The organism is Leptolyngbya sp. UWPOB_LEPTO1, from assembly GCF_017302695.1.
Taxonomy (GTDB): Bacteria; Cyanobacteriota; Cyanobacteriia; order Leptolyngbyales; family Leptolyngbyaceae; genus Leptolyngbya; species Leptolyngbya boryana.
The window spans coordinates 297500-321114 of the sequence record NZ_JAFLCJ010000002.1 but is presented as its reverse complement, the minus strand read 5'-3'; the positions used below and the strand labels follow the sequence as shown (position 1 = coordinate 321114).

Sequence of the window (23615 nt, the reverse complement as noted above, 5' to 3'; positions counted from 1 at the left end):
ATCTTCTACCCAACCTTCCCCCCTCCCATCAAATACAACAACGCCATCCGCACCGCTACTCCACTCGTTACCTGCTGCGAAATCAAACTCAGCACCGGATCATCCATCAAATCCGAACTGATCTCAACGCCTCGATTCACCGGGCCGGGATGCAGCACTCTCACGTCTGGATTACACAGCTTTAAGCGATCGCGCGTGATCCCGAATTGTTGATGATACTCACGCAAACTCGGCAACAGATGGCTGGTCATTCGTTCTTTTTGCAAGCGCAATGTCATGACAAAATCTGCATCAATTAGCGCAGGCTCTAATGTCCAATGAATGAACAATTTTCGAGAAATTTCTGGATTGCTTGTTTTAACAAAATCCGCGAACTCTTTTGGCAGCAATGTCGGGGGCGCAGCTAAGTGAACTTCTGCTCCACTAGCAGTCAAGCTCCAAATGTTGGATCGAGCCACCCGCGAATGCAAGATATCGCCCACGATCGCAATTTTTTTGCCTTCGAGTAACGTCGATCGTGGTTTTTCGACATCCATCAATGAACAGATCGTAAACAGATCGAGCAAGGCTTGAGAAGGATGTTCATGTTGCCCATCGCCTGCGTTGAGTACTCCGACTTTGACATTCAGGCGATCCATTTCGTCAGCGATCGCTTGGGGCACTCCGGCTTCTTTATGCCGAATCACCATCATGTCCGTTCCCATTGCTAAATATGTTTTAGCGGTATCGAGAATGGTTTCTCCTTTAGTGATCGAAGAAGTACTCGCAGCAAAGTTCAATGTATCAGCTGACAAACGTTTCGCTGCAAGTTCAAAACTACTGCGAGTTCGAGTCGAAGGTTCAAAAAACAAATTTGCCACGACTTGACCTTGCAGCGTCGGAACCTTTTTAGTACGACGAGTCAACACTTCTCGAAAACTACTTGCAGTCTGCAAAACAGTGTTATATTCTTCAACCGAAAAATCGGCAAGCGATAAAACGTGGCGACGATTCCAAGACATGACTGACACTCGACAATCAAAAAGCGTCCTAATGATACGTCATCATGAAGAGCATCCGATTTTTTTGAACAAATTAATTTGCCCAAATGTGCAACACTGTTTTCTGCAAAACGATGATTTGCTTTAGACGGAAGCGATGATTTTTAGCTGGCATGTACAGATGAATGAATTGCATTCAAAATTTCTTGAAAGAGAACGGATCGTCGCATGGGAAGTTTTTATTTTCACGAGAACAACTGCTTGAATGCTTTCAAAGCCTTTAAACTCCAAGCTTCAACACATTCAAACTGAATGTAATCAGAGTCAGGAAGGTAATAAAGCCGATCGTATCGAGCAATGTCGTCACCAATGGGCCACTCACCAACGCTGGATCAAGGTTCAATCGCTTCAAGCCCATCGGTAGCAGCGTTCCCAACGTCACAGCAACAATGCTATTTGATGCCATCACAAAGCCCGCTACAAATCCAACCCACCGTTCCTCCGGCTTTGTCCAAATCAACGACAGCAATAACATCGTCAATCCCAATGCCAGTGCCGTTCCAACTCCTGCAATCAATTCTTTTCGCAGAATTTTCATCGTATCTTTTGAAGATACTTCTCCAACGCCGAGCGATCGAATCGTCACCGTCAACGCCTGAATTCCAACCGTTCCACCCGTATTCGAGAACAACGGCATAATTACCGCCAAAACTGGAACAGCCGCGATCGTCGTTTGAAACGGCGCGATCGCACTCGACGCTCCAATATAAAGCGCCATAATCCCCAACAACCAAGGCAACCGATTGCGAATTTTGTCGATCGGCAGCGACAGCGAAGACTCATCGCCCCCGCCACCGCCAAGTTTTTGGATATCCTCGGTTGCTTCTTGTTCGAGAATATCGACGACATCATCGACCGTGATAATTCCAACTAGACGATCTTCGCGATCGACCACTGGAACTGCTAGCAAGTCATAGCGTTTCATCAACTGCGCTACTTCTTCTTGCTGCATTTCAGTCCGGGCTTTGATCACACGATCGCTGCCAATGTCCTCAATTCTGGCATCCGGGATCGAAAATAATAATTGTCGCAGCGAAACCACCTGCTTCAGCTTGCGGTTATTATCCGTCACGTAAGCGTAGTAAATCGTTTCCTTATCTCGGTCAGCGAGTCGAATCTTACTCAACGCCTCGCCCACCGTCAGTCCTTCTCGCAAGCGGACATACTCGGTCGTCATCACCCGACCTGCTGTCTCCTCGGCGTACCCCAAAATTGTTGCCGTCGCTTGCCGTTCTTCTGGACTCAGTTGTTGAACAAGCCGTTTGACAATCCCCGCAGGCAATTCATCAAATAATTCTGCGCGATCGTCAGGACGCATCGATTCGACAATTTGACAAACCTGGATATTGTGCAGCGAACCAATCAGCGATTCGCGCACATCCGGTGGCAAATACTCGAAGACATCCGTTGCCTGAGTTTTATTTAATAAGCGAAATGTAATGGCTCGTTGTTCAGGAGCCAGGTCAGAAATATAGTCACCTACATCGATCGCAGGCAGTTCGTTTAGCTCTAACTTTAAGCGATTGAGATCCGAGATACGATCGAGCGTTGCTCGACTGTCTTGAGTCAGCATCTAACTTTCCCTCCATAATCTTCCGCGCGCTGGAAGACCTCAGAGGGTAACCAGGCTAGGAAATGCGTGTTGTGTTGCCTAAATGGACGTCGTCCATGAAATTAAAAAAAATCAACATCAATACCAGTTGCAGGCATTGCTACGCTTATGCTACCCCTGAAACAGCAATTTCACAATCTGTACAAGCGCATAAGATAGAAAATCCTATCTTTAGTCGAAAGAGACGCAGCACGATGCTCTACCGAGATTGGTATAGTTTCTCTTTCCAAGTACGGAAGCAAAAACAGGAAAATCATACGACGATGATGCGCAATCTATTTCTCTTGGGTGCCGTATTGCTGACACTGAGTAGCTGTCGATCGCCTGACCCGATCAAACTCGAAATATCTCCTTCCCCAGTTGCGGCTTCTCCTGCTGCTAAACCCACAACGAAAGGAAAGACGCTGACGATCAACATCTATCAGATTGATAGCGAATGCAACAAATTCAAGACGACCAAGGCAAGCGTTCCCGCGAATCAGCCTGTGACTCAAGCGATCGCTCAAACTTTAGAAAAAGCAAACAGTGAGAGTTTGGATGTTGCAGGATATCGCGTTAAAGTCAAATCTAGAGTTGCGACCGTCGATTTCCGTCCGGTTCCAAATGCACGAAAATCCTTAACCACGCTTGCGAACTGCGAACAACTTGCTTTATTTGGCAGTGTGCGACGCACGCTCACGCAAAATCCAGCCCTGAAAATTAAATCAGTCCGATTTACCGATCGCGGACAATTGATTAAACCGCAATAGTCTCTCCTTGGGTAAATCTGTGATTAATCTGTGATTTGATAAACTTTCAGCAATCTGGCTCTAAAATCGTTCACAGTTCGTAGCATCACTTTGTATTGTTGCTCCTGTACACTCATAAATAAAAGATTCAAAAGGTTGTAAGCGATTATGGATGTAAAACTCGTCTTACTAGTTCTCAGCGTCGTATTTACCGTCGCTTGTCTGTTCTTTGGCACGCGCAATGGGTTTTATGATACCGATAACTATCACGGCAATGGTTCCGCACACTAATCTCCAGAAAGCAGAATTCTGAGTTGCCCAATCCGTTCTCGGAATTCCGCCTTCTCTCCGCCGAATTCTGAATCGTTTTAGGGTGAATTCGTGACGCAACTGGACTGTTTTCCCTACGGTGCGGGACATGGCGACGAGGGAGTCGCACTCTTAGTTCGGATGGGTCCCTATCGGATTTTGCTGGATTGCGGACTCCCCGATATTTCCGCGCTCTCTGATAGTGCAGCCCCGCTCCCGGCAGACGTGGTTCTCTGCAGCCATGCCCATCCTGATCATGCTCAAGGCTTGCTTGCCTTATATCGATCGTTTCCCAAACTGCCAATTTACGCCAGCGAAGCAACCACTCAACTGTTGCCGCTCAACTGGATGGATGAGGCGGACAAAGTGCCGCAATTTGTCCAGGCTTTGCCTTGGCGATCGCCAGTTGAGTTTCAAGATGGTCTGACGGCTGAATTGTTTCCGGCGGGACATCTGCCAGGAGCAGCAGCGATTTTATTAACCTATGCGCCGAGTACGGGAGAACGTCCTTGCAGTGTTCTCTATACCGGAGATTTTTTCCTTTCCAATTCTCGATTAGTAGAAGGACTGCGCCTGGAAGAATTACGCGGATTGCATCCCGATGTCGTGATTATTGAAGGAACTTACGGCACGGCTCGATTTCCCCATCGACGACAGCAGGAAAATCAACTCGCAGAAAGAATCAGCCGAGCATTAAGCGATCGACATTCTGTTTTACTGCCCACTCCGATGATTGGATTGGGGCAAGAGTTGCTGATGTTGCTCAGAAGCCATCATTCGTTTACAGGGCGGGATCTCGATATTTGGGTCGATGGCATGGTCGCGGCAGGCTGTGATGCGTATTTAGATTTGCTGCCTCATCTGCCTGCTTCTGTGCAAAACTTTGCGCGTCATCAGTCTTTGTTTTGGGACGATCGCGTGCGTCCGAGAGTGCGACGATTGCATCCAGAACAGCGATCGACGGTCAGCGCGTCTCCGTGCATTGTGCTGACCGATTTCTCAGTCAATTGGGATGAGTTCTTTGACGATCAGCCAGAACGTTGGCTCACTTTACTACCGCAGAACCTTGAAGGATCTGTCTTTAACATTCCTCAGAACTATGCCGTCGAAACCTACCTGCTTGCGCAGCATTGTGATGGCGCAAGCACGACGCAATTTATTCACAATCTGCGCCCTCAACACGTAATTTTCGTCCACGGAAATCCGAGCTATTTGACAGATTTAACAGGACTTGATGAGTTGCACAATCGCTACCATCTGCATTGTCCTGCATCCGGCACGCTCGTTGAGTTACCGATCGGAGAAACATTCTTACAGCCTGTCTTGCCGGAGACAACTTACGAAGGAGAAATTACAGAACTGGCAACAGAAGTCATCGTCTCTTTACCCGAGGCGATTACGGCTGATCCACGTTGGCGATCGCTGTCTGACACTGGATTAATCGAAGCGCGTTGGCAAGGACAGGATTTAATCTTGCGGGGATTGAATCAGCGAGAATTGATGAATCAAGATCGATCGTCGATTTGGTTAGAAGAAGCTGAAAGAGATAGCTGTTTTCGCTGTCGGCATTTCCGAGGGCAACGCTGTTGGAATCCAGCATCGCCCTTGTTTAATTTCAAAGTCACGCCGGAGGGATATTGTCCCGCGTTTGAGTCGGCGCGAACCGAGCTTGATCCACAGCCGACTCAACAAGATGCAGATCACGCACCGGGATAGCAGACTTTTGTACCACCTAAGCCACAGTAGCCATTGGGATTTTTAGCCAAATATTGCTGATGATAAGCTTCTGCGTAGTAAAACTCTGGTGCGTCCAGAATTTCGGTCGTGATGGCTTTGTAGCCTGCTTTCGCCAGTTCCGCCTGATAGGTTTTCAGAGAAGCCTCGGCGAACTGACGCTGCTCATCCGAATAGACATAAATGCCCGATCGATATTGCGTTCCCGCATCATTGCCTTGGCGCATTCCCTGAGTCGGATCATGGCTTTCCCAGAAGACTTTCAGAAGTTGCTCGTAGCTGATTTTTTTCGGGTCATAGACGACGAGAACGACTTCATTATGTCCAGTCATGCCAGAACACACTTCTTGATACGTTGGATTCGGCGTGTATCCGGCTGCATACCCGACGGCGGTTGTGTAAACGCCTTCTTGCTGCCAGAATTTGCGTTCTGCACCCCAGAAGCATCCTAATCCGAAAACGGCGGTTTCCAGACCTGCGGGAAACGGCGCTTGCAAAGGATGACCATTGACAAAGTGCTTCTCAGGAACGGGCATCTTTTCTGATCGCCCTTTTAAAGCCTCACTCTGCGACGGCATCGCTGATTTTTTCCCAAATCCAAATAACACCATTGATTTTGACGCTCACATGATTTTCCTTGGATTTTAACGCGATCGCTGATGGGGATTGCAGTGTGGATTGCCGATGTATGCAGTATCATGCTTTGAATCGCATCGGCAAAATCTAGCCTGAAATTCAGAATTTTCAGAATACTAAGATTTGTGTTCATATCCTCAGCCAGACCTGCATTTTCAAGAAAAATCAGGTTAAATCTAAAGAAAGTATTAAGTTATTAAAATTTCGTCGTTTTTGCCCTGTTATCAAAGTGTTCTTATCGTTTAGGAGCGGTTTCAATGCAGCTAGTCCCCAGACCGTCTCACTCCTCCTTTCCGGAAAATTCTTCTTTAGGCAAAACTTCTCAATACAAACAACTGATTCCCTCTGATCCAGAAGAACGAGTCGTCATCCTGATTGATGGTGCAAACCTGTTTTATGCAGCGATGCAGCTTGGCATGGAGATTGACTATACTCGCCTCTTACAATGCCTAACCGGAGATCGATCGCTGGTTCGCGCCTATTTCTACACCGGAGTCGATCGCGCTAACGAAAAACAGCAGCGATTTCTCTTATGGATGCGCCATAACGGATTCCGCGTTGTCTCTAAAGAGTTAATTCAGCATCCAGATGGCTCTAAAAAAGCGGATCTCAACATTGAAATGGCGGTCGATATGATCACCCTTTCCCAGCACTGTGACACGATCATCTTGCTCAGCGGCACAGGCGACCTCACCTATGCCGTTGACCATGTGTCCTATCGCGGAGTCAAAATCGAGGTCGTTAGCCTACCGACGATGACCAGTGACAGCTTGATTCATGTGTCGGATCACTTTATCGATCTCACCCACCTCAAACCCAATATTGAGAAGCTCCGTCCCGCTCAAGAGCGGATACCCGACTGAACTCGCCACAGTGCAGCATAAACGCCATCTTGAGCCAGTAATTCTTCGTGCGTTCCTTGCTCCACAATGCGCCCATACTCCATAACATAGATGCAGTGCGCTTGTCGAATCGTTGAGAGCCGATGCGCGATCGCAATCGTCGTGCGATGTTGGGTGATCGTGTCGAGCGATCGCTGAATGGCTGCCTCAGTCTCGTTATCGACCGCAGAGGTTGCTTCATCCAAAATCAAGATAGGTGGATCTTTCAGAATGGCACGCGCGATCGCCAGTCTTTGTCTTTGCCCACCCGATAATTTCTGACCGCGTTCTCCAACGATCGTGTCATACCCTTGGGGCAAATCTGCAATGAATTCATCCGCTTCAGCGAGCTTCGCGGCTTGCATAATTTCTGCACGACTCGCATCAAAACTGCCATAAGCAATATTTTCAGCGACCGTTCCATGAAAGAGAAAGACTTCTTGGCTGACCCAACCGATGCAGCGTCTTAGATCCCGCAGTTGCAACTCCCGAATATCAATTCCATCAATCAAGATTTGCCCTTGCTGAATTTCATAAAATCGCAGCAGCAATTTAACTAAGGTGCTTTTCCCTGAACCCGTTGCACCGACAATTCCAATCGTCTGTCCCGCCGGAAGATGCAAAGAAAGATTCGTCAACGCGGGTGTGCGATCGGGGTATGCAAAAGTAATGTCTCGAATCTCCACTTCGCCTCGAACTTGATGGGTCGGAAAAGCTCGATTTCCAGTGGGAATTGCGATCGGTGTATCGAGCAAATTCATGACGCGGTTAATCGATGCCATCGCTCGCTGATATTGATCCAAGGTCTGTCCCAATTGTGTAAACGGCCACAACAACCGTTGGATAATGAACACCATAAATCCATATGTTCCAACCGATAGCCGACCATTTGCTGCTTCCAATCCGCCGAGAAACAAGGTTGCAGTAAATCCAACCAGAATCACAAATCGAATCAACGGCACGAATGCAGCAGAAAGTGCGATCGCGTTTCGATTACTGCGGCGATACGCTTCACTCTCAATGCCAACTCGTTCGAGTTCATAATCCTCAGCCGTAAAGCTTTTAATCGTTGCAATCCCTGACAAGTTATTTGCCAATCTGGCATTGATCAAGCCTGACTTCTGTCGCACATCGGCATAGCGAGGAGCAAGCATTTTCTGAAACACCAACGTGCCCCAAATAATGAATGGAATCGGCAACATTGCTAGCCATGAAACCGAGGGTGCAAAAGCGATGAATGTTCCACCGACGAGCAATACAGTCGTGAAGAATTGCAGAATCTGATTTGCACCACTATCGAGAAAGCGCTCTAGCTGATTGATATCGTCATTGAGAATGGCGAGTAAATTGCCAGTTGTCTCAGTTTCAAAAAAGCTTAGCTCTAACTCTTGCAAATGTTGGTAGGCATCGAGCCGCAAATCATGCTGCATCGTTTGGGCGAGATTTCGCCATTGTCGATCGTAGAAATATTCAAACAGGGATTCTAAGCCCCAAATTAATAAAGTCAGGAATGAAATGACCGTCAATTGTCCTGGAATGCTTTTTACCCCAAGTTGAGCAATCCAAGATTGATCCCGCTTGACGACAATATCAACTGCAATCCCAATCAGATAAGGAGGAGCAAGGTCAAATGTCTTATTGAGAACAGAGTTGATGCTAGCTTGTAGTGCTGAAGCACGGTAAATGCGATCGTAGTTAAACAACCGTTGCAGTGGGTGAGGCTTCTTCTGAGTCATAGCAACGTGATTTTAGGAAATCTCACCATACTACAACTTGTGGTATTCATTTCAACAAACGAAATTTCAACAAACAAAAAAATGGAGAGATGCAGTCGCTACATCTCTCCGAAGATTCTTCATGGAGAAAACTTGTGATTGACAATGCTATTGCTGCATTGAAGGAGCCGAGAAAATCCGACTGCTCAATGGCACTCTGGCTTGCGTCTTTTGAGCAACGGGTTTCACCACATCGGATTGTGATACGAGAACTGGCTGTTCCTGCTTTGGAGCCTCTTTCTGCACGACAACCTGCTGATTCTCAGAAACAGGTTGTTTGGCTTCAGGAGCCGTCTCAGCCACTACCGGATTGACCATCGCACCTGCAAAACCCAAAAAGACGATTGAACGCAAGAGTGAAGAAGACATAATCAGCGTGGGAAATGGATGCTCACACCGTAGCCCGTCTCCCTAGTCGATCGCGTTGAGCACTTCCACTGATTTTCTTGTGAAGAACTGATAAACCTAGAAGGCGAAAGTTGTCCGGACGACCCCTGTCACAAACGAATCGCTATCCGGTGTATGTCCAGGTTGAATGATCCAGATCAGTCCAGGAGTCACGCTGATATTGTTATTCAACTGCCAACGGTAGAACGCTTCAACATGCGTCGTCGTTCCAGGTTGTCCACCTGAGCGACCCAATCCAGTATTGAGTGAATCTGGAATATTACTGCCGATGGGTAAAGTGCTATGCGTAATTTTCGGTGGCTGTCCTACATACAGACCTCCCAGATTTCCTTTGCCAAACAGATCCGGGAAATTCAAGTAGACCATATAATTCGTTGTCTCAACTCGACCCGATTCACCCGGAATGTAAGAGTTGGTATAGCCAAACCATCCTCCCAGATTTAGCCGTGGATTGATTTGCCAGTTTACCGTTCCCCCAACTGCATTAGTTTGAGTAGGGGCAGAACTTCCGCGTACCGGATCGATCGCTGTCAGTTGAGCATCCCCCACAAAACTAAGCAACTGACCATTCGGAGAATAGTTGTTGATGTAGTACAGGGCAACATCGACTTGATCGGTCGGAGTCACAGCAAGCTGGACACCTGCTGTATTGTGTCCTTTGCCGCCAATTGAGTTAGGGAAGAATCCAGGAATATTGGTGGAGTAAATAGCCTGCAAACTTGCCCGCTTGGCAAATTGCCAATCAAAAGCAACGCCACCCCGACCAAAGCCAATATTCAAAATCGGATTACGCTGAGCAAAGTAAGAAACCGGGCCTGTAAATGCTCCTTCAGCTCGATTAGGTCCTCGAAATGCCAAACTGCTGTAAATGCCTTCTGTTCCAACCATCCCGACCAATTTGTCCGTGACCATGAAGTGATATTTTAAGTCACTGATATAAAGCGGAAATCCACCTAGGTCATAGCCAACTCGACCATCATTGGTGAGCCGAGGATCGCCGTTTCCATTTTGCTGCCATAGTGCGAAGTAGAGAAAATCGCGCGGGCTGAACTGCGTGGTGAAAGACAGATAGTTGTTTGTGATGACATTAAAATTCGTTCCTGGATCATCGGTATCCCGTTGCCCATCTCTGGGATTACGATCGCCCCGATTGGGTGTCCTTCCCTGTACGCCAATGACCGAAAATCCATTCATTTTGGTCGTGGTCGAAAACTGTTGAGATTCGAGCTTTGCAGTGCGTGCTTCTAGAGTGTCAACCTTACCTCGAAGTGCAGTTAACTCCGATGAGAATTGAGTTTGCAGCGTTTTCAGTTTCTCTAAGTCTTCCTGCTTGACCAAATCAGCGGTGCTCGCCGCAATCAGTTCATTCACACGATCAAGACAAGCATTCAAGCCTGCTGCAAATTCGTACCGAGTCAGGGCGCGATTGCCGCGAAAGGTTTTGTCAGGATAGCCTGCAATACAACCATAGCGCTCGACTAGAGACTGCAATGCCTGAAATGCCCAATCGGTCGGCTGAACATCGGTTAACTGAGAAACAGAAGTGACCTGATCTAATTCTGTTGCTTCAGGTGCTTCCGGCTCTCCTGCGATTGCAGGAAACGAAATGAAGCTCAGCAATAAACCGACAAGCAGACGATCGCGCAAACGTTGAGACATGATTGGAGAAGAACTCAATGATGCTCATCAATCTACGGATTTCCTCAGGGTTTCAATCCGTAATCTTGCCCAGGATTTTTATGTTCGTAGAAAACGCGAGAAATTTTACGCAAAAAAAAAACTCGCCCTCATTGAGAGCGAGTTGAATTGAAATTGATTTAGCCGCCAGCGATCGCCGGAATGATGCTGACTTCATCGCCATCTTTCAGTGCCGTATTCTCGTTATCGAGAAAGCGAATATCTTCGCTGTTGACATAGAAGTTGACGAAGCGGCGAAGCTTGCCTTGTTCGTCTACGAGACGAGCCTTGATGCCCGGACAACTCGATTCAAGCGATTCTAGCAATCCACTGATCGTATCGGCACTGCATTCAACAGTCGCTTGATCGTTGGTAAGTTTTTGCAAAGGGGTGGGAATGAGGACTTTGACAGCCATAGTTCAGAAAATGCGTAAAAAGAACAGAAATTAATTAAACCAAAACTTGTTGCCACTCTAGGCGATCGAGGGTGCGAGATCTTTCTAAAGCACGCTCAAAGCTTTCCAGCTTCGGCTCGATCGTCAAGGGTTCACCGACGTAACCTTGAACCGCTTCTTGCGTCTTCAAGCCGTTACCCGTGATGTAAACCACAGTTGTTTCATCAGGATTGATCTTACCGGCTTCAACCAATTTCTTCAGAACTGCGATCGTGGTTCCACCTGCGGTTTCTGTGAAAATGCCTTCAGTTTCAGCTAAGAGTTTGATGCCATCTACAATTTCCGCGTCGGTGACCGATTCGATATTTCCATTGGTCTTCCGAGCAATATCAACGGCATAAACGCCATCTGCCGGATTTCCAATTGCGATCGATTTTGCGATTGTGTTCGGCTTAACCGGAGAAATGAAGTCTCTGCCTTCTTGGAATGCTTTTGCGATCGGAGAACAGCCTTCAGCTTGTGCACCACTAAACCGCACTGCTTTTTCTTCGACCAATCCCACTTCGACGAATTCGTTGAAGCCTTTGTAGATCTTGGTGAACAACGAGCCAGAAGCGAGAGGAGCCACAATATGATCCGGCAATTGCCAGCCGAGTTGCTCGATCACTTCGTAGCCCAAGGTCTTCGACCCTTCTGAGTAATAAGGACGCAAGTTGATATTGACGAAGCCCCAGCCGTGAGTGTTTGCCACTTCAGAGCAGAGACGATTCACTTGGTCGTAGTTGCCATGAACTGCCATCAGGGTTGGGTTGTAGATCAGCGTTCCGAGAACTTTACCCGCTTCTAAGTCAGATGGAATAAACACGCAGCAATCTAAACCTGCGTGAGCCGCGATCGCTGCTGTTGAATTTGCCAAATTGCCAGTACTTGCACAGGAAACCGTCGTAAAGCCCAATTCGCGCGCGCGGCTCAATGCTACTGAAACGACGCGATCCTTAAAGCTGAGCGTCGGCATATTAACCGCATCATTCTTGATAAACAGCTTTTTCAGACCTAACCGACGTGCCAAACGATTTGCTTGAACCAGGGGAGTCATTCCGGTTCCGACATCAATCACATTGTCAGTTTCGACAGGCAAGAACTGACGATACCGCCAAATCGAGTTCGGGCCTGCTTCGATCGTTTCACGAGTGACCGTTTTGCGGAGCCAATCGTAGTCGTACTTCACTTCCAACGGGCCAAAGCACAATTCACAAACGTGAGTCGCTTTCGGTTCATATTCTGCGCCACACTCTTTACACTTCAGTGCTTCAAATGCAGATTGGCTGGAACGGGTTTTAGAATACGTTGCGGTCATCTCTCGAAACTCCCTAACTGCAAGCTTTTTATCGTTTGACTGTGATTTCGTTTGAAATCGTAGCACGGCAAAAATACGGAGTCAAACATACCCGACAAATTTTATCGGGTATAGCTCAACCGCCGCTCACAGGCGGGATCAAGACAATTTCGTCACCATTTTGCACAACGGTGTCCGGTTCGACAAATTGCAGGTTTACACCGAACCGAGTAATTTCTTTGAATGCAGAAAGCTCCGGGTGATCCAGGATTAAGCGATCGCAAATCTGCTCCACCGTTTGCCCAGTCGGGATTTCCAATGAGAGTTCGGGTACGCCATACGCATCCTGATATGCCGCAAAAAGTTTCACGGTTACGGTAATTGAATTATTCATTTCAGCAAAATTTACAAACGCTTGTTCAAAATCAGGCAGAAAAGATCAATCTAAAGATGACGATCCTCGCCCTTCTCTGAGTATGACGTACTGTATTAACCCGGATTGCCCCCAGCCTCAAAATCCAGATGGACTAGACTCCTGTCAAACTTGCGGTACAACATTAATCGACCGCCTTAGAGGGCGCTATCGCATTCTCGAACCCCTAGGGCAAGGGGGATTTGGGAAAACATTTTTGGCAGCAGATGACGATCGTCTTGGAACTCGCTGCGTCATTAAACAATTTTCCCCGCAACTGAAGGGCACAAAAGGACTAGAGAAAGCGATTCAATTATTTGAGCAAGAAGCGGTTCGCCTGCATGAACTGGGCGAACATCCGCATATTCCGACGCTGCTGGCATATTTTGAGCAAGACCAACGCTTATATCTCGTTCAGCAATTTATTGAAGGATCAACGCTCTCTCAAGAATTGAACAAAAATGGTCCTTTCAGCGAACAGAAGATTCGCGAGGTGCTGGTACGGCTCTTACCGCTGTTGAAGTTCGTTCACGATCGCAATGTGATCCACCGCGATATTACCCCTGCCAATATCATTCGTCGCAATATTGACGGGCGCTTAGTGTTAATCGATTTTGGCATTGCGAAGGTGCTCTCAGAAGAGAATGCCAGCAAGCCTGGAACTAAAATTGGCACAGAGGGATATGCGCCGATCGAACAACTTCGTAATGGCAAAGCTTATCCAGCGAGTGATCTCTACAGCTTAGGTGCAACCTGTCTCTATTTATTGACGCAGGTGCGTCCTGAAGAATTGCATGATCCGCTCTCTGGTAAATGGTTGTGGCGTGAACGCTTAGCCAGTCATGGCGGCGGTATTAGTGAAAATATTGGACAGATTCTCGATCGCATGTTGAAGGATTTAGTCAGCGAACGGTATCAAACCGCTGATGAAGTCATGCACGATTTACGCATGGCGCTCTCAAAACCTGCGGTCGGTGCGGCTCCTCAGACTTCAATCCCCAGCCGTGGCAGAAGCATTCATCTTTCGGCGATCGCGTATCCTGCAACTCAACCGCCTGCTGACCTCCCATCTCCCTTATCTGCACCGCAAAGAGTTTCAACACCCCCGCCCCCGCCGTCTCTGCCTCTCAGCGCGACGCGACACTCTGGGATTCCGAAACCTCAGCCAAGAAAATGCTTCTACACGCTGACAGGTCACACCTCATGGGTCGTATCGCTTGCCATCAGTCCCGATCGTCGCACGCTTGTCAGTGGCAGCTTAGACGATCGCATTATGCTCTGGGATTTAACCACGGGCGAACGCTTAGGAACTCTAACCGGGCACAAAAACTCGATTAATTCACTGGCTTTTAGTCCTGATGGGCGAACGTTAATTAGTGCGAGCGATGACGACTCGATTAAAATGTGGCGACTGCCCACTGGAGAAATGATTCGATCGCTCCAAGGTCATTTGCGCGATGTGAACTCGATCGCAGTCAGCCCGGATGGGAGCTTTTTTGCCAGTGGTAGCGAAGATCGCTCGATTGGCATCTGGCGAATGAATACAGGTGAAATGATTCACAGTTTTACAGGCTTGTCTGGCATGGTGAAAACCGTAGCAATTAGTCCGAATGGGCAAATTTTGGCAAGTGGTGGATTGAACAATCTCGTCAAACTATGGAATCTGATCACAGGGCAACCTGTCAGAGAATTAGCAGGACATCAAAATTCGATCACCTCGATCGTGATCAGTTCAGACGGCAAACATTTAGTCAGCGCCAGCAAAGATAAAACGATTAAAATTTGGGAACCCAATACTGGGCAAGTTGTGCAAACTTTAACCGGGCATTCGGACATCATTAACTCGGTCGCAATTACGCCCGATAGTAAGACGCTCATTAGCGGTAGCAACGATAAAACCGTGAAATTGTGGAATCTTAATACTGGTGATCTAATTTGCACTCTGACGGATCATTCTCATTCTGTAAATGCGATCGCGATGAGTAGTGATGGTCAATGGTTTGCCAGCGGCAGTTCTGACAATACAATTAAAGTCTGGCAAACATTTCCCTGATGCCAAAAATGAGACGTAGGGATGAGCACCGATCGCCTTGGTTTCGATTACGCTAAAACTATTCGCTTCGATTCCGATCCTCTTATCCTTTCCCGGAACTCTAAATCGATGGATGCAGCTAGAAGCCCGCTTCGACGAATTGACTACTTGTTGCGTAAGGCTGACTATGTGAATTGGCATCGCCAGCAGAGTAATCGCCAAATTCTGCGATCGCAACAGGGATTTAGTGATGTAGAACCGTCTCGCCCAAGAGCTTGCCGAGGCTGTGCAAATTATCACGGGGTTGCCTACGGCTATAGCCGCGAGAGCCGCACTGCATTAGTCTGCGGATTTCATCCCTATGGCTGGCTAGACAGTTCAGATTGCCCAGATTGGCAGGAAATTCGCTGATGGATAAAGTCGAAGAGTTTGTGTGCAAGTTCTAGTTTTGTACAGGGAGGAATCGCAACTTGTCGTCCAGTGAGATCGATGAACATTGCCTGATTGGTATCGCTGCCAAATCCGCTATTCGGTTGGTCAATCGGATTGGCAATAATCACATCTAAGTTTTTGCGGTGCAGTTTTTCGAGTGCCGGAGTCACGAAATCTCCGGTCTGCGCAGCAAATCCAATCAATTGCTGATTCGGGCGTTTCAATGTTGATAGTTCTGCAAGAATGTCAGGAATGGGAACTAGGTCTAACTTCTCTGGCAGTTGGCTTTTTGGCAATTTCGCATCACTGTAAAAATTAGGTTTGACATCCCCGACCGCAGCAGACATAACAATATAATCTGCACTGCTAAAGTTCTGTTTCATCGCTTGCTGCATTTCTTGTGATGTTGTAACAGGAATGCAGCGAATCGAGCGGAGGGGAGCGAGTAAATGCGAGTCGATTGGCGCGTGGACGAGCGTTACTTGTGCACCTCTATGTAATGCTGCTTGTGCGATCGCAATTCCCATTTTTCCAGTTGAAGGATTGCCGATAAATCGCACTGGATCAAAGTGTTCTCGCGTTCCGCCTGCACTGACGAGAATCTGTTTGCCTGTTAAATCGCGATCGTGAGTTTGTAAGAGCGATCGAATTTGTAGCAGTAATTCTTCTGGCTCTGCCATGCGTCCCGTGCCGACACGATCGCACGCGAGAATTCCTTCTCCGGGAGCAGCAGAGTGATAGCGTGTGTCAGACAAAAGTTCGCGCCAATTACGTTGAGTCGATCGCTGTTCCCACATGTCGGTATTCATCGCAGGAGCGAGCAATATCGGACAGGTTGAAGCGAGAACTGTATTCGTGAGTAAATTGTCTGCAAGTCCATAGGTTAACTTTGCCAGCGTATTTGCTGTCAAAGGTGCGATCAGAAACAGATCTGCCCATTCGCCTAATTCGATATGTAAGGGGCGAGGATTTGACGCATCCCAAAACATTTGATCGGTGTAAGCAGGATTGCGGCTCAACGTTGCAAACGTCAGAGGTGTGACAAAGGCTTGAGCCGAATCGGTGAGAATCACGCGCACCTCAATTTGCTCTTTAGCTAGGGCTGAAACCACATGACAGACTTTGTAAGCTGCGATTCCGCCGCCCACACCGATTAGAACTCGTTTTGGTATCTCACTCATTTTGTGATGACTAATTGTGATGATTCAGTAGATGGGCGTAATTCAACATCTGCTCGGCATCTGCTCGGCAAGTTCTCTCGCTTCGTTGCTCACCCGCCCCGAATTCATTCTGGGGCGGGACACAGACGAGAGCGACTCTCTTCCCATTTCATCTTCCTAATTTATGTCCAGTCATCATCGTCCCAAACATCTGAAGTGGAGGACTGCGATCGCTGAGATTGAGGTTGAGATTGAGGTTGAGGCGCTTTCACTTCTGGTTTTGTTTTAACTTCTGGCTTTTTGGGCGGTTCTACTTCCCAATCGTCCCAGGGATCAGGATCAGAAGAAGGTGCAGTATACGGCTCGGTTTCTTCCAAGGCAATTTCTTCGACAAATTCATAGGTCTGTTCGGCAACGGATAGCGCTTTTTCTTTTAATCGACGCGCTTTTTCGCGTGCCAGGTCAGCCAGAGATTTTACTTCTTGGCTGACTTGTTGAGTGACTTGCGATCGCTCTTCTTTTAGGCGATCTTTTACCTTCGAGAATTTCTCCTGAACGCCACCTCGGTACACCGCAAACGATTCGACTGATTCTTGAGGCACAAGCACCCGCTGATTGCCAAATCGCAGAATATAGTTTGCTGGCAACAGATAAACGCTGCCGACAATGCCGCCCCACCCATCCGATACATAGAGATAATGTTGAATCTCGCCCGTTTCGAGATCGAATAAATAATCCACAATTCGACCGACCTGATCGCCTCGATCTGTCCAAACTTCGGAGCCAACCAGCGATTCGAGCTTTTTCACTTTCTCGGCATCGGTTTCAACAGGAGCAGAATTGACCAAAACGCCGTTACTGCCGATCGTGTCCAGCTGATCGAGATTAAACGCCGTTTTCTTACTGCCAAGCCAACCCGACTTACAAATAAACCCCAGCACCCGATGCACTTTCGGATACATCCAAAGCACTTCGATCTGTCCTAGCTCTTGCATCGAACCGCGATCGAGGACAGTCTGATTCAGAACCTCACTTTGCCGAACGATCTCCGCCATATCTTGCCAAAACGCTGCTATTTCTTAGAGTTTATCTCGCAAATGCCAAAAATGTCGCTTGACATAAACGTGTTACATTTTGCATACTAGTTAACTGGCTATTAATTCATGCTCGGATCAGGTATTGGCAACTGCGATTCTCGACGATCGCGACCTGTACGGCGCTTATCAGGATAAACTCATGGCTCACGCAATTATCGAAATCGCAGGACAGCAAATTCGGGTTGAACCGAGTCGTTTTTATGATGTGAACCGTCTCGTCGGAGATGTAGACTCGCAGCTCGAAATCGATCGTGTCTTGTATGTGAATAACGCAGGCGAAGTTAGCATCGGTGCACCCGTTGTAGAAGGGGCAACCGTTCAGGCAACGATTTTGCGTCACATGCGCGGACGTAAAGTTCTCGTCTACAAGATGAAACCGAAAAAGAAAACCCGCAAAAAACGCGGTCATCGTCAAGAACTCACCCGCATCATGATCGATTCGATCACGGTCGGTGGAACCGCGATTGATACCAAAGATCAGCCGCGCGGTTAGTCTAGTCAATACAAGCACGAATTTCAGAGGAAATCATGGCTCATAAGAAAGGTACAGGAAGTACAAGAAACGGACGCGATTCTAACGCTCAGCGTTTAGGCGTGAAGCGTTACGGTGGTCAGAAGGTTTTGGCTGGAAACATCTTGGTTCGTCAGCGCGGAACCAAAGTGCATCCAGGTAACAATGTCGGACGCGGTAGCGATGATACCCTGTTCGCATTGATCGAAGGTGAAGTGAAATTTGAGCGCTTGGGCAAGAGCCGCACGAAAGTGAGCGTTTACCCTGTTTCGGCATAGATCGAAATCTGAGGATATTGAAAAGCCGCCTAGGATTTAGGCGGCTTTTTTGGTGTTGATGCTGGCTAGATTCTAAACAGGTGCTGTGACTGCGGGGACAGCAATGATGGATAAATCTACTCGTTCGTTTGCGGGTTGAGTCACATCGACGCGGACATTTGGGCCGAAGAATGAAGTCATTTTTTCAATCTTTTTCTGCCACATTTCCAGGGTGATGAAGGGCGAATCGAATTCGAGAATCATGGCGTAGGCTCCATCGATATTCTCTTCGCGAATGCCGATGATCGTGGGTCGATCGTCATCGGTCGGAGCAAGACCCAAAAATTTCAAAGCGCTGTCTAAATGTGCTTCTTGCCCATAGCGATACCGAGTCAGGTCATCAAAAATTTGCTTCTGAGTGTCGGTCGCTTGGGTCGCTTTGAGTGCTTCTACTTCGGAAGTTGTGGGAATCGTCAGAGGCACGGGGCGAAGTTCAGTAATTTTGAGCGCTACGCCGCCTAGGAGTAACGGAATTCCATAGAAGAAGCCAATCATGTTGAGCGCTGCATAATTGAGCGCGTAGGCGGTAAATCCGATGATTGTGATGATGGCTCCTCCACCGAGGCACAACGCAGCCAAAGGAGGCAATCGACGAAGTAGCGATGACATAAGACGAGTTTTTTGCAAAGTTTGTTAACTTTTATTATCACCGCTTTCGGGAACGTGCAGCAAAGCGGATTGATTCTCGATCGCAGATTTACACAGGTTTACGTTTCTGCCCTTCGGAACGCAGGATCTTTTACCCTAGAAACTGTATTCAAAATGATGATTTCAATATGACTCGTGCTGTAATTAAGTTCTCGTCTGAAGATTGCGGAATTTGCCACAAAATGTCGTTCTATGACCAGAAAGTGGTGGAAGAATTGGGCTTAAGCTTTGTGGATGTGAAAATGCAGGATACCGCGACTTATCGGATGTATCGCAAGATTTTGTTGGCGCAATATCCGGACAAGGCGGATATGGGATGGCCGACTTACATTATTTGTGATTCGCCAGAAGCGGAATTTAAGATTTTGGGTGAAGTCAAAGGAGGGCATCCCAAAGGAGAGTTTCGCAGCCGATTGCAAGCGATTTTGGCGGAATCAAATTAGTTAGGTGTCAACCCGCGCAGCATCTCAAGTTTTTTGGATGCTGCGCGAAGTCGAAACACAGTTCAAGCTGTGTTTTAGAGCAATTCAAACGTTTTCACTTCGAGAATCTGTCCGACCATTGCAAAACTCATCACATCATCGCGGATCTCGCCGTCAACTTTGACTTTCAGACCCGCTTTTTGCAAGTCTTTCGGCGGTTTATGCAATTCGTAGGTTTTCCCGTCTTCGGCATCGATCGCCCAAGTTCCGGTTCCAAATCCTTTTCGCTGAATCACACCTGTGACTGTCATACCCATCGATCCTTCGGTTTCAACGCTAAGCGAGCTAAGCCAAAACAGAGCAGTGCATTGATGCTCAAATAAGCACGTCCAATCCATCCGTCACCAAGCCACATAACTTGCGGATCGACGATTGCGCTAATTCCTAAGCAAGCCGCAACCCCGATCGTTGCTCCGAGCGCGAACGGTTTCCCCCAGGAATGACCTAACAATAGCGCAAGCAGCAGAAATGGAATCAGCACACTGGCAGAAATCGGGTTCAAGGCTGCACTACCTTGCACTGCACTGCCTAACTCTGGAAGCGAACTTCCCAAAATCCGGAACGGAAATTGCGGCAAGTCAAATAAATAGAAGCCTTTGAGCAAGAACAAACCAGAGCTACCCGCGACTAAACCTGAACCCATTGCCCAACTCCAGTTGAAGGGGAAATAGACCCGCAGGAACCAGGCAAGTAAATAAGATCCAAGCACCATCGCAAGTTTAGGCAACAGTGCGACTACGCCCCCATCAATCCAAAATCGCGGATTGAGGTAGCCATTATCTCGCAACCATCGGAAGAAATCGTTAAAGGTAATTTTGCCGTGTAGTGCAAGCTTCACAGCCGCAGCCGCATCTAATTTTCCGGCTCCGTAATGATTGAGATCATCGGATTCTACTTTGCGTGCAGATTGCTTGAGAACTGCTAAGACTTCATCTGGATTGTCTACACCTGCTGCTTTGATCAAGGCTGCTACGCCTGCTGCATGAGGAGCGGCCATACTTGTGCCCTGGAAAGCTGCAAAGACGGATTCTCCTGTTTCTGGATTGAATGTATTTTGCAGAATGCCACCCGATTCTCCTTGCTCAGTTGAGCCACCTGGAGCCGCAATATCAACGCCTGCACCAAAGTTAGAATAGGGGGCTTTGGCTCCCGAAGCATCGAGAGCGGCAACTGCGATCGCATGGGGATATCGCGCTGGATAATCGGCTGCATTACGATTCGAGTTTCCGGCAGCAGCGATGACGACGACCCCTTTACTGTGGGCATAGTCGATCGCATCTCGCATCACTACACTTTCACCGCCTCCACCTAAACTGAGGTTAATCACATCTGCTTTGTTATCTGCGGCAAATCGAATCGCTTCGGCAATGTCTGCAACCGTTCCGCCTCCAAAAGAACTGAGAACTTTGAGCGGCATAATATTGGCTTCGTAAGCAATTCCAGCCACGCCAAAATTGTTATTGGTCGATTGTGCGATCGTGCCTGCGACATGAGTTCCATGCCCGTTATCATCTGCGGCATTTTCTTGATCGTTGACGAAATCGAAGCCTTTGACAAAATTCGTTTTTTCTAAATCAGGAACTTTTGATACTCCGGTATCAATCACGGCAACCGTTACACCGCGCCCTTTTGTCTCAATCCAAGCTTGCTCAATTCCGATGTTATGCATATTCCACTGTTTGCTGTACATCGGATCGTTTGGAGCCTGACTCGCCCGTGGTTCTGAAGTTGAACCGACGAATTTTCGAGATTCGCCGTCTGGAATACGATAGATATAATCTGGCTCGATCGCTTCGGTATAGCGTTTCAGATCAGATTTTCTCAAAGCATCTAGCAGTGATTTATCACCTTTAACGATGTAGAGATGTTCTGGTTTAGAAAACTGGCTATTGAATTGAGGACGAACCTTATAAGTTTGTGCGATCGCGTTAAGCTGCTGCTGAATTGCTGTATCTGCAATATCTTCGCGAAAATCGAGAACAATCTGATCGTAATTTCCTTGCGTTGCCAACCCAGGAAACTGTGCAATTGTCCACCCCAATCCAACCAGAAATAGGGCGATGATCAGGAGTTTTTTCATACTTAGAAATCGTGCTTGCGATCCAACGATAGCGAATCAAATCCGCCCTTGGGGAGACAAAATCGTAAAGAGTAGTAAAGCTGTGGCAGGATGAAGGGTGTCGATCGTGCGTTTACGTTATGATTCACGGACTGTTATGGTTTCCCTTACTCGCAGTATTCATCGGCTTGGCCTATGCCGGATGGAATGAATATCAAACTCTAGAAACATATCGACGCTGGGCAGACCCGTTTCAACGGGCGAAGTATGATATCTATTCCGTTTTAGGACAGCAAAGCGAAACGCTGATTTTCGGCAAGGCTTCTCGGAAAGGGATTCAAGTCATCGAAACGTTCTCACTCAAAGCAGTCGAAAGCATTCAATTACAAGTAAACGGGCAAACGGTTGATATTGCAGCACCCCCTGAAAAAGGCAAGCAGATTGTATTGAAGTTTCAATTGGGCGATCGAGCGATCGAAGTACCGTTTACCAATGTCAAACTCGCAGCAAAATGGGGCGAAGTTTTGACAAAAGATTGGCAAGCATTGAACTCTTAAATCTTTACTCATGAGCTTTTATGAAAATGCCTGCACTCTCAAATTTCCGTGATCGTACTGGCTTGCGAACTGATTACACTGGATTGATATCTTGAAACAACAATCAGTATGACCGACACTACAATCAATCCTCTCACATACGATGTCGAGCAAGCAGTTTTAGAACGCTACGAAGCAGGAGCGCGACAGCCTCAGGCTGCACTCTGTTGTCCGACTGATGGCTATGAGAGTCGCTACTTAGAGATTTTGCCGCAAGAAATTATCGAGAAAGACTACGGCTGTGGCGATCCGACACGATACGTGAATGCAGGCGAAGTCGTGGTTGACTTGGGATCTGGGGCTGGAAAAAATTGCTACATTCTGGCGCAGAAAGTCGGTGAAAGTGGGCGAGTGATTGGCGTTGATTTTAATGATGAAATGCTAGGCTTGTCGCGCAAATATCTTGCACCGATGAGCGAGAAGCTTGGCTATCAGAATGTGGAATTCGTGAAAGGTAAAATTCAGGATCTAGCATTGAACTTAGACTTAGTTCAAGCTTGGCTGGAAAAGACCCCCATTACTTCGGTCGGGCAAATTGCAGCATTTGAAGCAGAATGCGATCGCTTACGCCAATCTCAACCGCTGATTTCAACCGATAGCGTTGATGTTGTCATTTCCAATTGTGTTTTAAATCTGGTGCGTCCTCAAGATAAAAAACAATTGTTTCAGGAGATCTTTCGGGTTCTCAAACGCGGGGGACGGGCTGTAATTTCTGACATTGTTTGTGATGAAGCTCCGACAGCCAAGATTCTAAATGATCCTGAATTGTGGAGCGGCTGTATTGCTGGAGCCTTTCGAGAGAATGAGTTTCTCCAAATGTTTGAGCAAACTGGATTCTATGGCATTGAGATTTTGGCAAGGCAGAGTGAGCCTTGGCAAGTGATTGATGGTGTGGAATTTCGATCGCTGACGGTTCAAGCTTTCAAAGGGAAAGAAGGTGAATGTTTAGACCGCAATCAAGCGGTGATCTATCGTGGACCTTGGAAAGCGGTACAAGATGACGATGGACATACGCTACAGCGTGGAGAACGCATGGCAGTCTGTGATAAGACTTTCCATATCTATACCAATCCAAAAGGGGCTTATCATGCCGATATTATTGCGATCGCACCTTATGAAGAAGTCCCATTAGATTCAGCACCGCCCTTTCCTTGTACAAAAGACATGATTCGTGATCCAAAGCAAACGAAAGGATTGAACTATAACGTGACGACCGAAAGCGGTGATTGCTGTAGTCCACAAAGCTGTTGTTGAATGAAATCACCTTAAGCAACCTTAATCGTTCAAGTTGGCTAGCTCTGCTCAGTTCAGCTCTGCTCAACGGCTGTTGTGAGCAGA

At 47.5% G+C, this 23615-nt stretch carries 25 protein-coding genes; 11 read left to right on the top strand and 14 right to left on the bottom strand.

Annotated features, from left to right (window positions below; all coding sequences use genetic code 11):
• Positions 1-5: 5 nt before the first annotated feature.
• Both J0L70_RS04360 and mgtE read right to left on the bottom strand, forming a co-directional pair.
• Positions 6-1001, bottom strand: a complete 996-nt coding sequence (locus J0L70_RS04360; protein WP_017287711.1) for an aspartate carbamoyltransferase catalytic subunit — start codon at positions 999-1001, stop codon at positions 6-8.
• A 259-nt stretch (positions 1002-1260) separates the two neighbouring features.
• Entirely contained in the window at positions 1261-2613 is a 1353-nt protein-coding gene (gene mgtE, locus J0L70_RS04355; RefSeq protein WP_287453239.1) for a magnesium transporter, read from the bottom strand.
• A 302-nt stretch (positions 2614-2915) separates the two neighbouring features.
• Between mgtE and J0L70_RS04350 the strand changes: the two genes are divergently transcribed.
• The 3 genes from J0L70_RS04350 (at position 2916) to J0L70_RS04340 (ending at position 5405) form a co-directional block, all read left to right on the top strand.
• Complete coding sequence (locus tag J0L70_RS04350) at positions 2916-3401, top strand: GerMN domain-containing protein (RefSeq protein ID WP_287453238.1); 486 nt, start codon at positions 2916-2918, stop codon at positions 3399-3401.
• A 147-nt stretch (positions 3402-3548) separates the two neighbouring features.
• Positions 3549-3671: a DUF8629 family protein gene (locus J0L70_RS04345; RefSeq protein WP_036044547.1), complete on the top strand. Its 123-nt coding sequence runs from the start codon at positions 3549-3551 to the stop codon at positions 3669-3671.
• A gap of 90 nt (positions 3672-3761) precedes the next feature.
• Complete coding sequence (locus J0L70_RS04340; RefSeq protein WP_017287714.1) at positions 3762-5405, top strand: MBL fold metallo-hydrolase; 1644 nt, start codon at positions 3762-3764, stop codon at positions 5403-5405.
• On the opposite strand, the gene msrA is transcribed toward J0L70_RS04340, so the two are convergent.
• The gene (gene msrA, locus J0L70_RS04335; RefSeq protein WP_353736608.1) at positions 5390-6001 is read right to left on the bottom strand and encodes a peptide-methionine (S)-S-oxide reductase MsrA; all 612 of its coding nucleotides are present in this window, start codon (positions 5999-6001) and stop codon (positions 5390-5392) included. The two genes, J0L70_RS04340 and msrA, sit on opposite strands and share 16 nt — an antisense overlap.
• Positions 6002-6316: 315 nt before the next feature.
• Here msrA and J0L70_RS04330 point away from each other — a divergent pair, with 315 nt between their 5' ends.
• The gene (locus tag J0L70_RS04330) at positions 6317-6922 is read left to right on the top strand and encodes a LabA-like NYN domain-containing protein (protein WP_017287716.1); all 606 of its coding nucleotides are present in this window, start codon (positions 6317-6319) and stop codon (positions 6920-6922) included.
• On the opposite strand, the gene J0L70_RS04325 is transcribed toward J0L70_RS04330, so the two are convergent.
• The 6 genes from J0L70_RS04325 to J0L70_RS04300 form a co-directional block, all read right to left on the bottom strand.
• The gene (locus J0L70_RS04325; RefSeq protein WP_287453235.1) at positions 6901-8676 is read right to left on the bottom strand and encodes an ABC transporter ATP-binding protein; all 1776 of its coding nucleotides are present in this window, start codon (positions 8674-8676) and stop codon (positions 6901-6903) included. The two genes, J0L70_RS04330 and J0L70_RS04325, sit on opposite strands and share 22 nt — an antisense overlap.
• A 147-nt stretch (positions 8677-8823) precedes the next feature.
• Positions 8824-9084, bottom strand: coding sequence for a hypothetical protein (locus J0L70_RS04320; protein ID WP_190649982.1), 261 nt, complete (start codon positions 9082-9084; stop codon positions 8824-8826).
• Positions 9085-9180: 96 nt separating this feature from the next.
• Positions 9181-10782 carry an iron uptake porin gene (locus J0L70_RS04315; protein ID WP_287453233.1) on the bottom strand — a complete coding sequence of 534 codons (1602 nt, stop codon included), beginning with the start codon at positions 10780-10782 and terminating at the stop codon, positions 9181-9183.
• Between the two features lie 158 nt (positions 10783-10940).
• The gene (locus J0L70_RS04310; RefSeq protein ID WP_017287720.1) at positions 10941-11216 is read right to left on the bottom strand and encodes a MoaD/ThiS family protein; all 276 of its coding nucleotides are present in this window, start codon (positions 11214-11216) and stop codon (positions 10941-10943) included.
• Positions 11217-11250: 34 nt separating this feature from the next.
• Positions 11251-12552 (bottom strand): threonine synthase, encoded by a 1302-nt coding sequence (gene thrC, locus J0L70_RS04305; RefSeq protein WP_017287721.1) that lies wholly within the window; start codon positions 12550-12552, stop codon positions 11251-11253.
• 115 nt (positions 12553-12667) lie between these two features.
• On the bottom strand, positions 12668-12925 hold the full coding sequence (locus J0L70_RS04300) for a MoaD/ThiS family protein (protein ID WP_190649979.1): 258 nt from the start codon (positions 12923-12925) through the stop codon (positions 12668-12670).
• Between the two features lie 82 nt (positions 12926-13007).
• On the opposite strand from J0L70_RS04300, the gene J0L70_RS04295 reads away from it, so the two are divergent.
• Both J0L70_RS04295 and J0L70_RS04290 read left to right on the top strand, forming a co-directional pair.
• Positions 13008-14996, top strand: coding sequence for a serine/threonine-protein kinase (locus J0L70_RS04295; protein WP_268184215.1), 1989 nt, complete (start codon positions 13008-13010; stop codon positions 14994-14996).
• Between the two features lie 108 nt (positions 14997-15104).
• Entirely contained in the window at positions 15105-15386 is a 282-nt protein-coding gene (locus tag J0L70_RS04290; RefSeq protein WP_197693272.1) for a hypothetical protein, read from the top strand.
• Here J0L70_RS04290 and coaBC read toward each other — a convergent pair.
• The gene (gene coaBC, locus J0L70_RS04285; RefSeq protein WP_287453232.1) at positions 15335-16588 is read right to left on the bottom strand and encodes a bifunctional phosphopantothenoylcysteine decarboxylase/phosphopantothenate--cysteine ligase CoaBC; all 1254 of its coding nucleotides are present in this window, start codon (positions 16586-16588) and stop codon (positions 15335-15337) included. The two genes, J0L70_RS04290 and coaBC, sit on opposite strands and share 52 nt — an antisense overlap.
• A gap of 161 nt (positions 16589-16749) precedes the next feature.
• The gene (locus J0L70_RS04280) at positions 16750-17622 is read right to left on the bottom strand and encodes a PRC-barrel domain-containing protein (RefSeq protein ID WP_287453231.1); all 873 of its coding nucleotides are present in this window, start codon (positions 17620-17622) and stop codon (positions 16750-16752) included.
• Between the two features lie 124 nt (positions 17623-17746).
• On the opposite strand from J0L70_RS04280, the gene rplU reads away from it, so the two are divergent.
• A complete protein-coding gene (gene rplU, locus J0L70_RS04275) occupies positions 17747-18157 on the top strand; it encodes a 50S ribosomal protein L21 (protein ID WP_017287726.1) in 411 nt (136 codons plus the stop codon).
• A 35-nt stretch (positions 18158-18192) separates the two neighbouring features.
• Positions 18193-18453, top strand: coding sequence for a 50S ribosomal protein L27 (gene rpmA, locus J0L70_RS04270; protein WP_017287727.1), 261 nt, complete (start codon positions 18193-18195; stop codon positions 18451-18453).
• Between the two features lie 72 nt (positions 18454-18525).
• On the opposite strand, the gene J0L70_RS04265 is transcribed toward rpmA, so the two are convergent.
• Entirely contained in the window at positions 18526-19101 is a 576-nt protein-coding gene (locus J0L70_RS04265; protein ID WP_017287728.1) for a DUF2854 domain-containing protein, read from the bottom strand.
• 167 nt (positions 19102-19268) lie between these two features.
• On the opposite strand from J0L70_RS04265, the gene J0L70_RS04260 reads away from it, so the two are divergent.
• Positions 19269-19583: a hypothetical protein gene (locus J0L70_RS04260; RefSeq protein WP_026148573.1), complete on the top strand. Its 315-nt coding sequence runs from the start codon at positions 19269-19271 to the stop codon at positions 19581-19583.
• A 74-nt stretch (positions 19584-19657) separates the two neighbouring features.
• Here the strand turns inward: J0L70_RS04260 and J0L70_RS04255 are convergent, their stop codons facing one another.
• Together J0L70_RS04255 and J0L70_RS04250 are read right to left on the bottom strand one after the other, a co-directional pair.
• Positions 19658-19873: a hypothetical protein gene (locus J0L70_RS04255; RefSeq protein WP_017287730.1), complete on the bottom strand. Its 216-nt coding sequence runs from the start codon at positions 19871-19873 to the stop codon at positions 19658-19660.
• On the bottom strand, positions 19870-21702 hold the full coding sequence (locus J0L70_RS04250; protein ID WP_287453229.1) for a DUF5942 domain-containing protein: 1833 nt from the start codon (positions 21700-21702) through the stop codon (positions 19870-19872). The genes J0L70_RS04255 and J0L70_RS04250 overlap by 4 nt, the downstream gene beginning before the upstream one ends.
• Positions 21703-21821: 119 nt before the next feature.
• On the opposite strand from J0L70_RS04250, the gene J0L70_RS04245 reads away from it, so the two are divergent.
• Together J0L70_RS04245 and J0L70_RS04240 are read left to right on the top strand one after the other, a co-directional pair.
• Positions 21822-22238, top strand: a complete 417-nt coding sequence (locus J0L70_RS04245; RefSeq protein ID WP_287453228.1) for a hypothetical protein — start codon at positions 21822-21824, stop codon at positions 22236-22238.
• Positions 22239-22346: 108 nt separating this feature from the next.
• Entirely contained in the window at positions 22347-23531 is a 1185-nt protein-coding gene (locus J0L70_RS04240) for a DUF8838 domain-containing protein (protein ID WP_268184230.1), read from the top strand.
• The last annotated feature ends 84 nt before the right edge of the window (positions 23532-23615 follow it).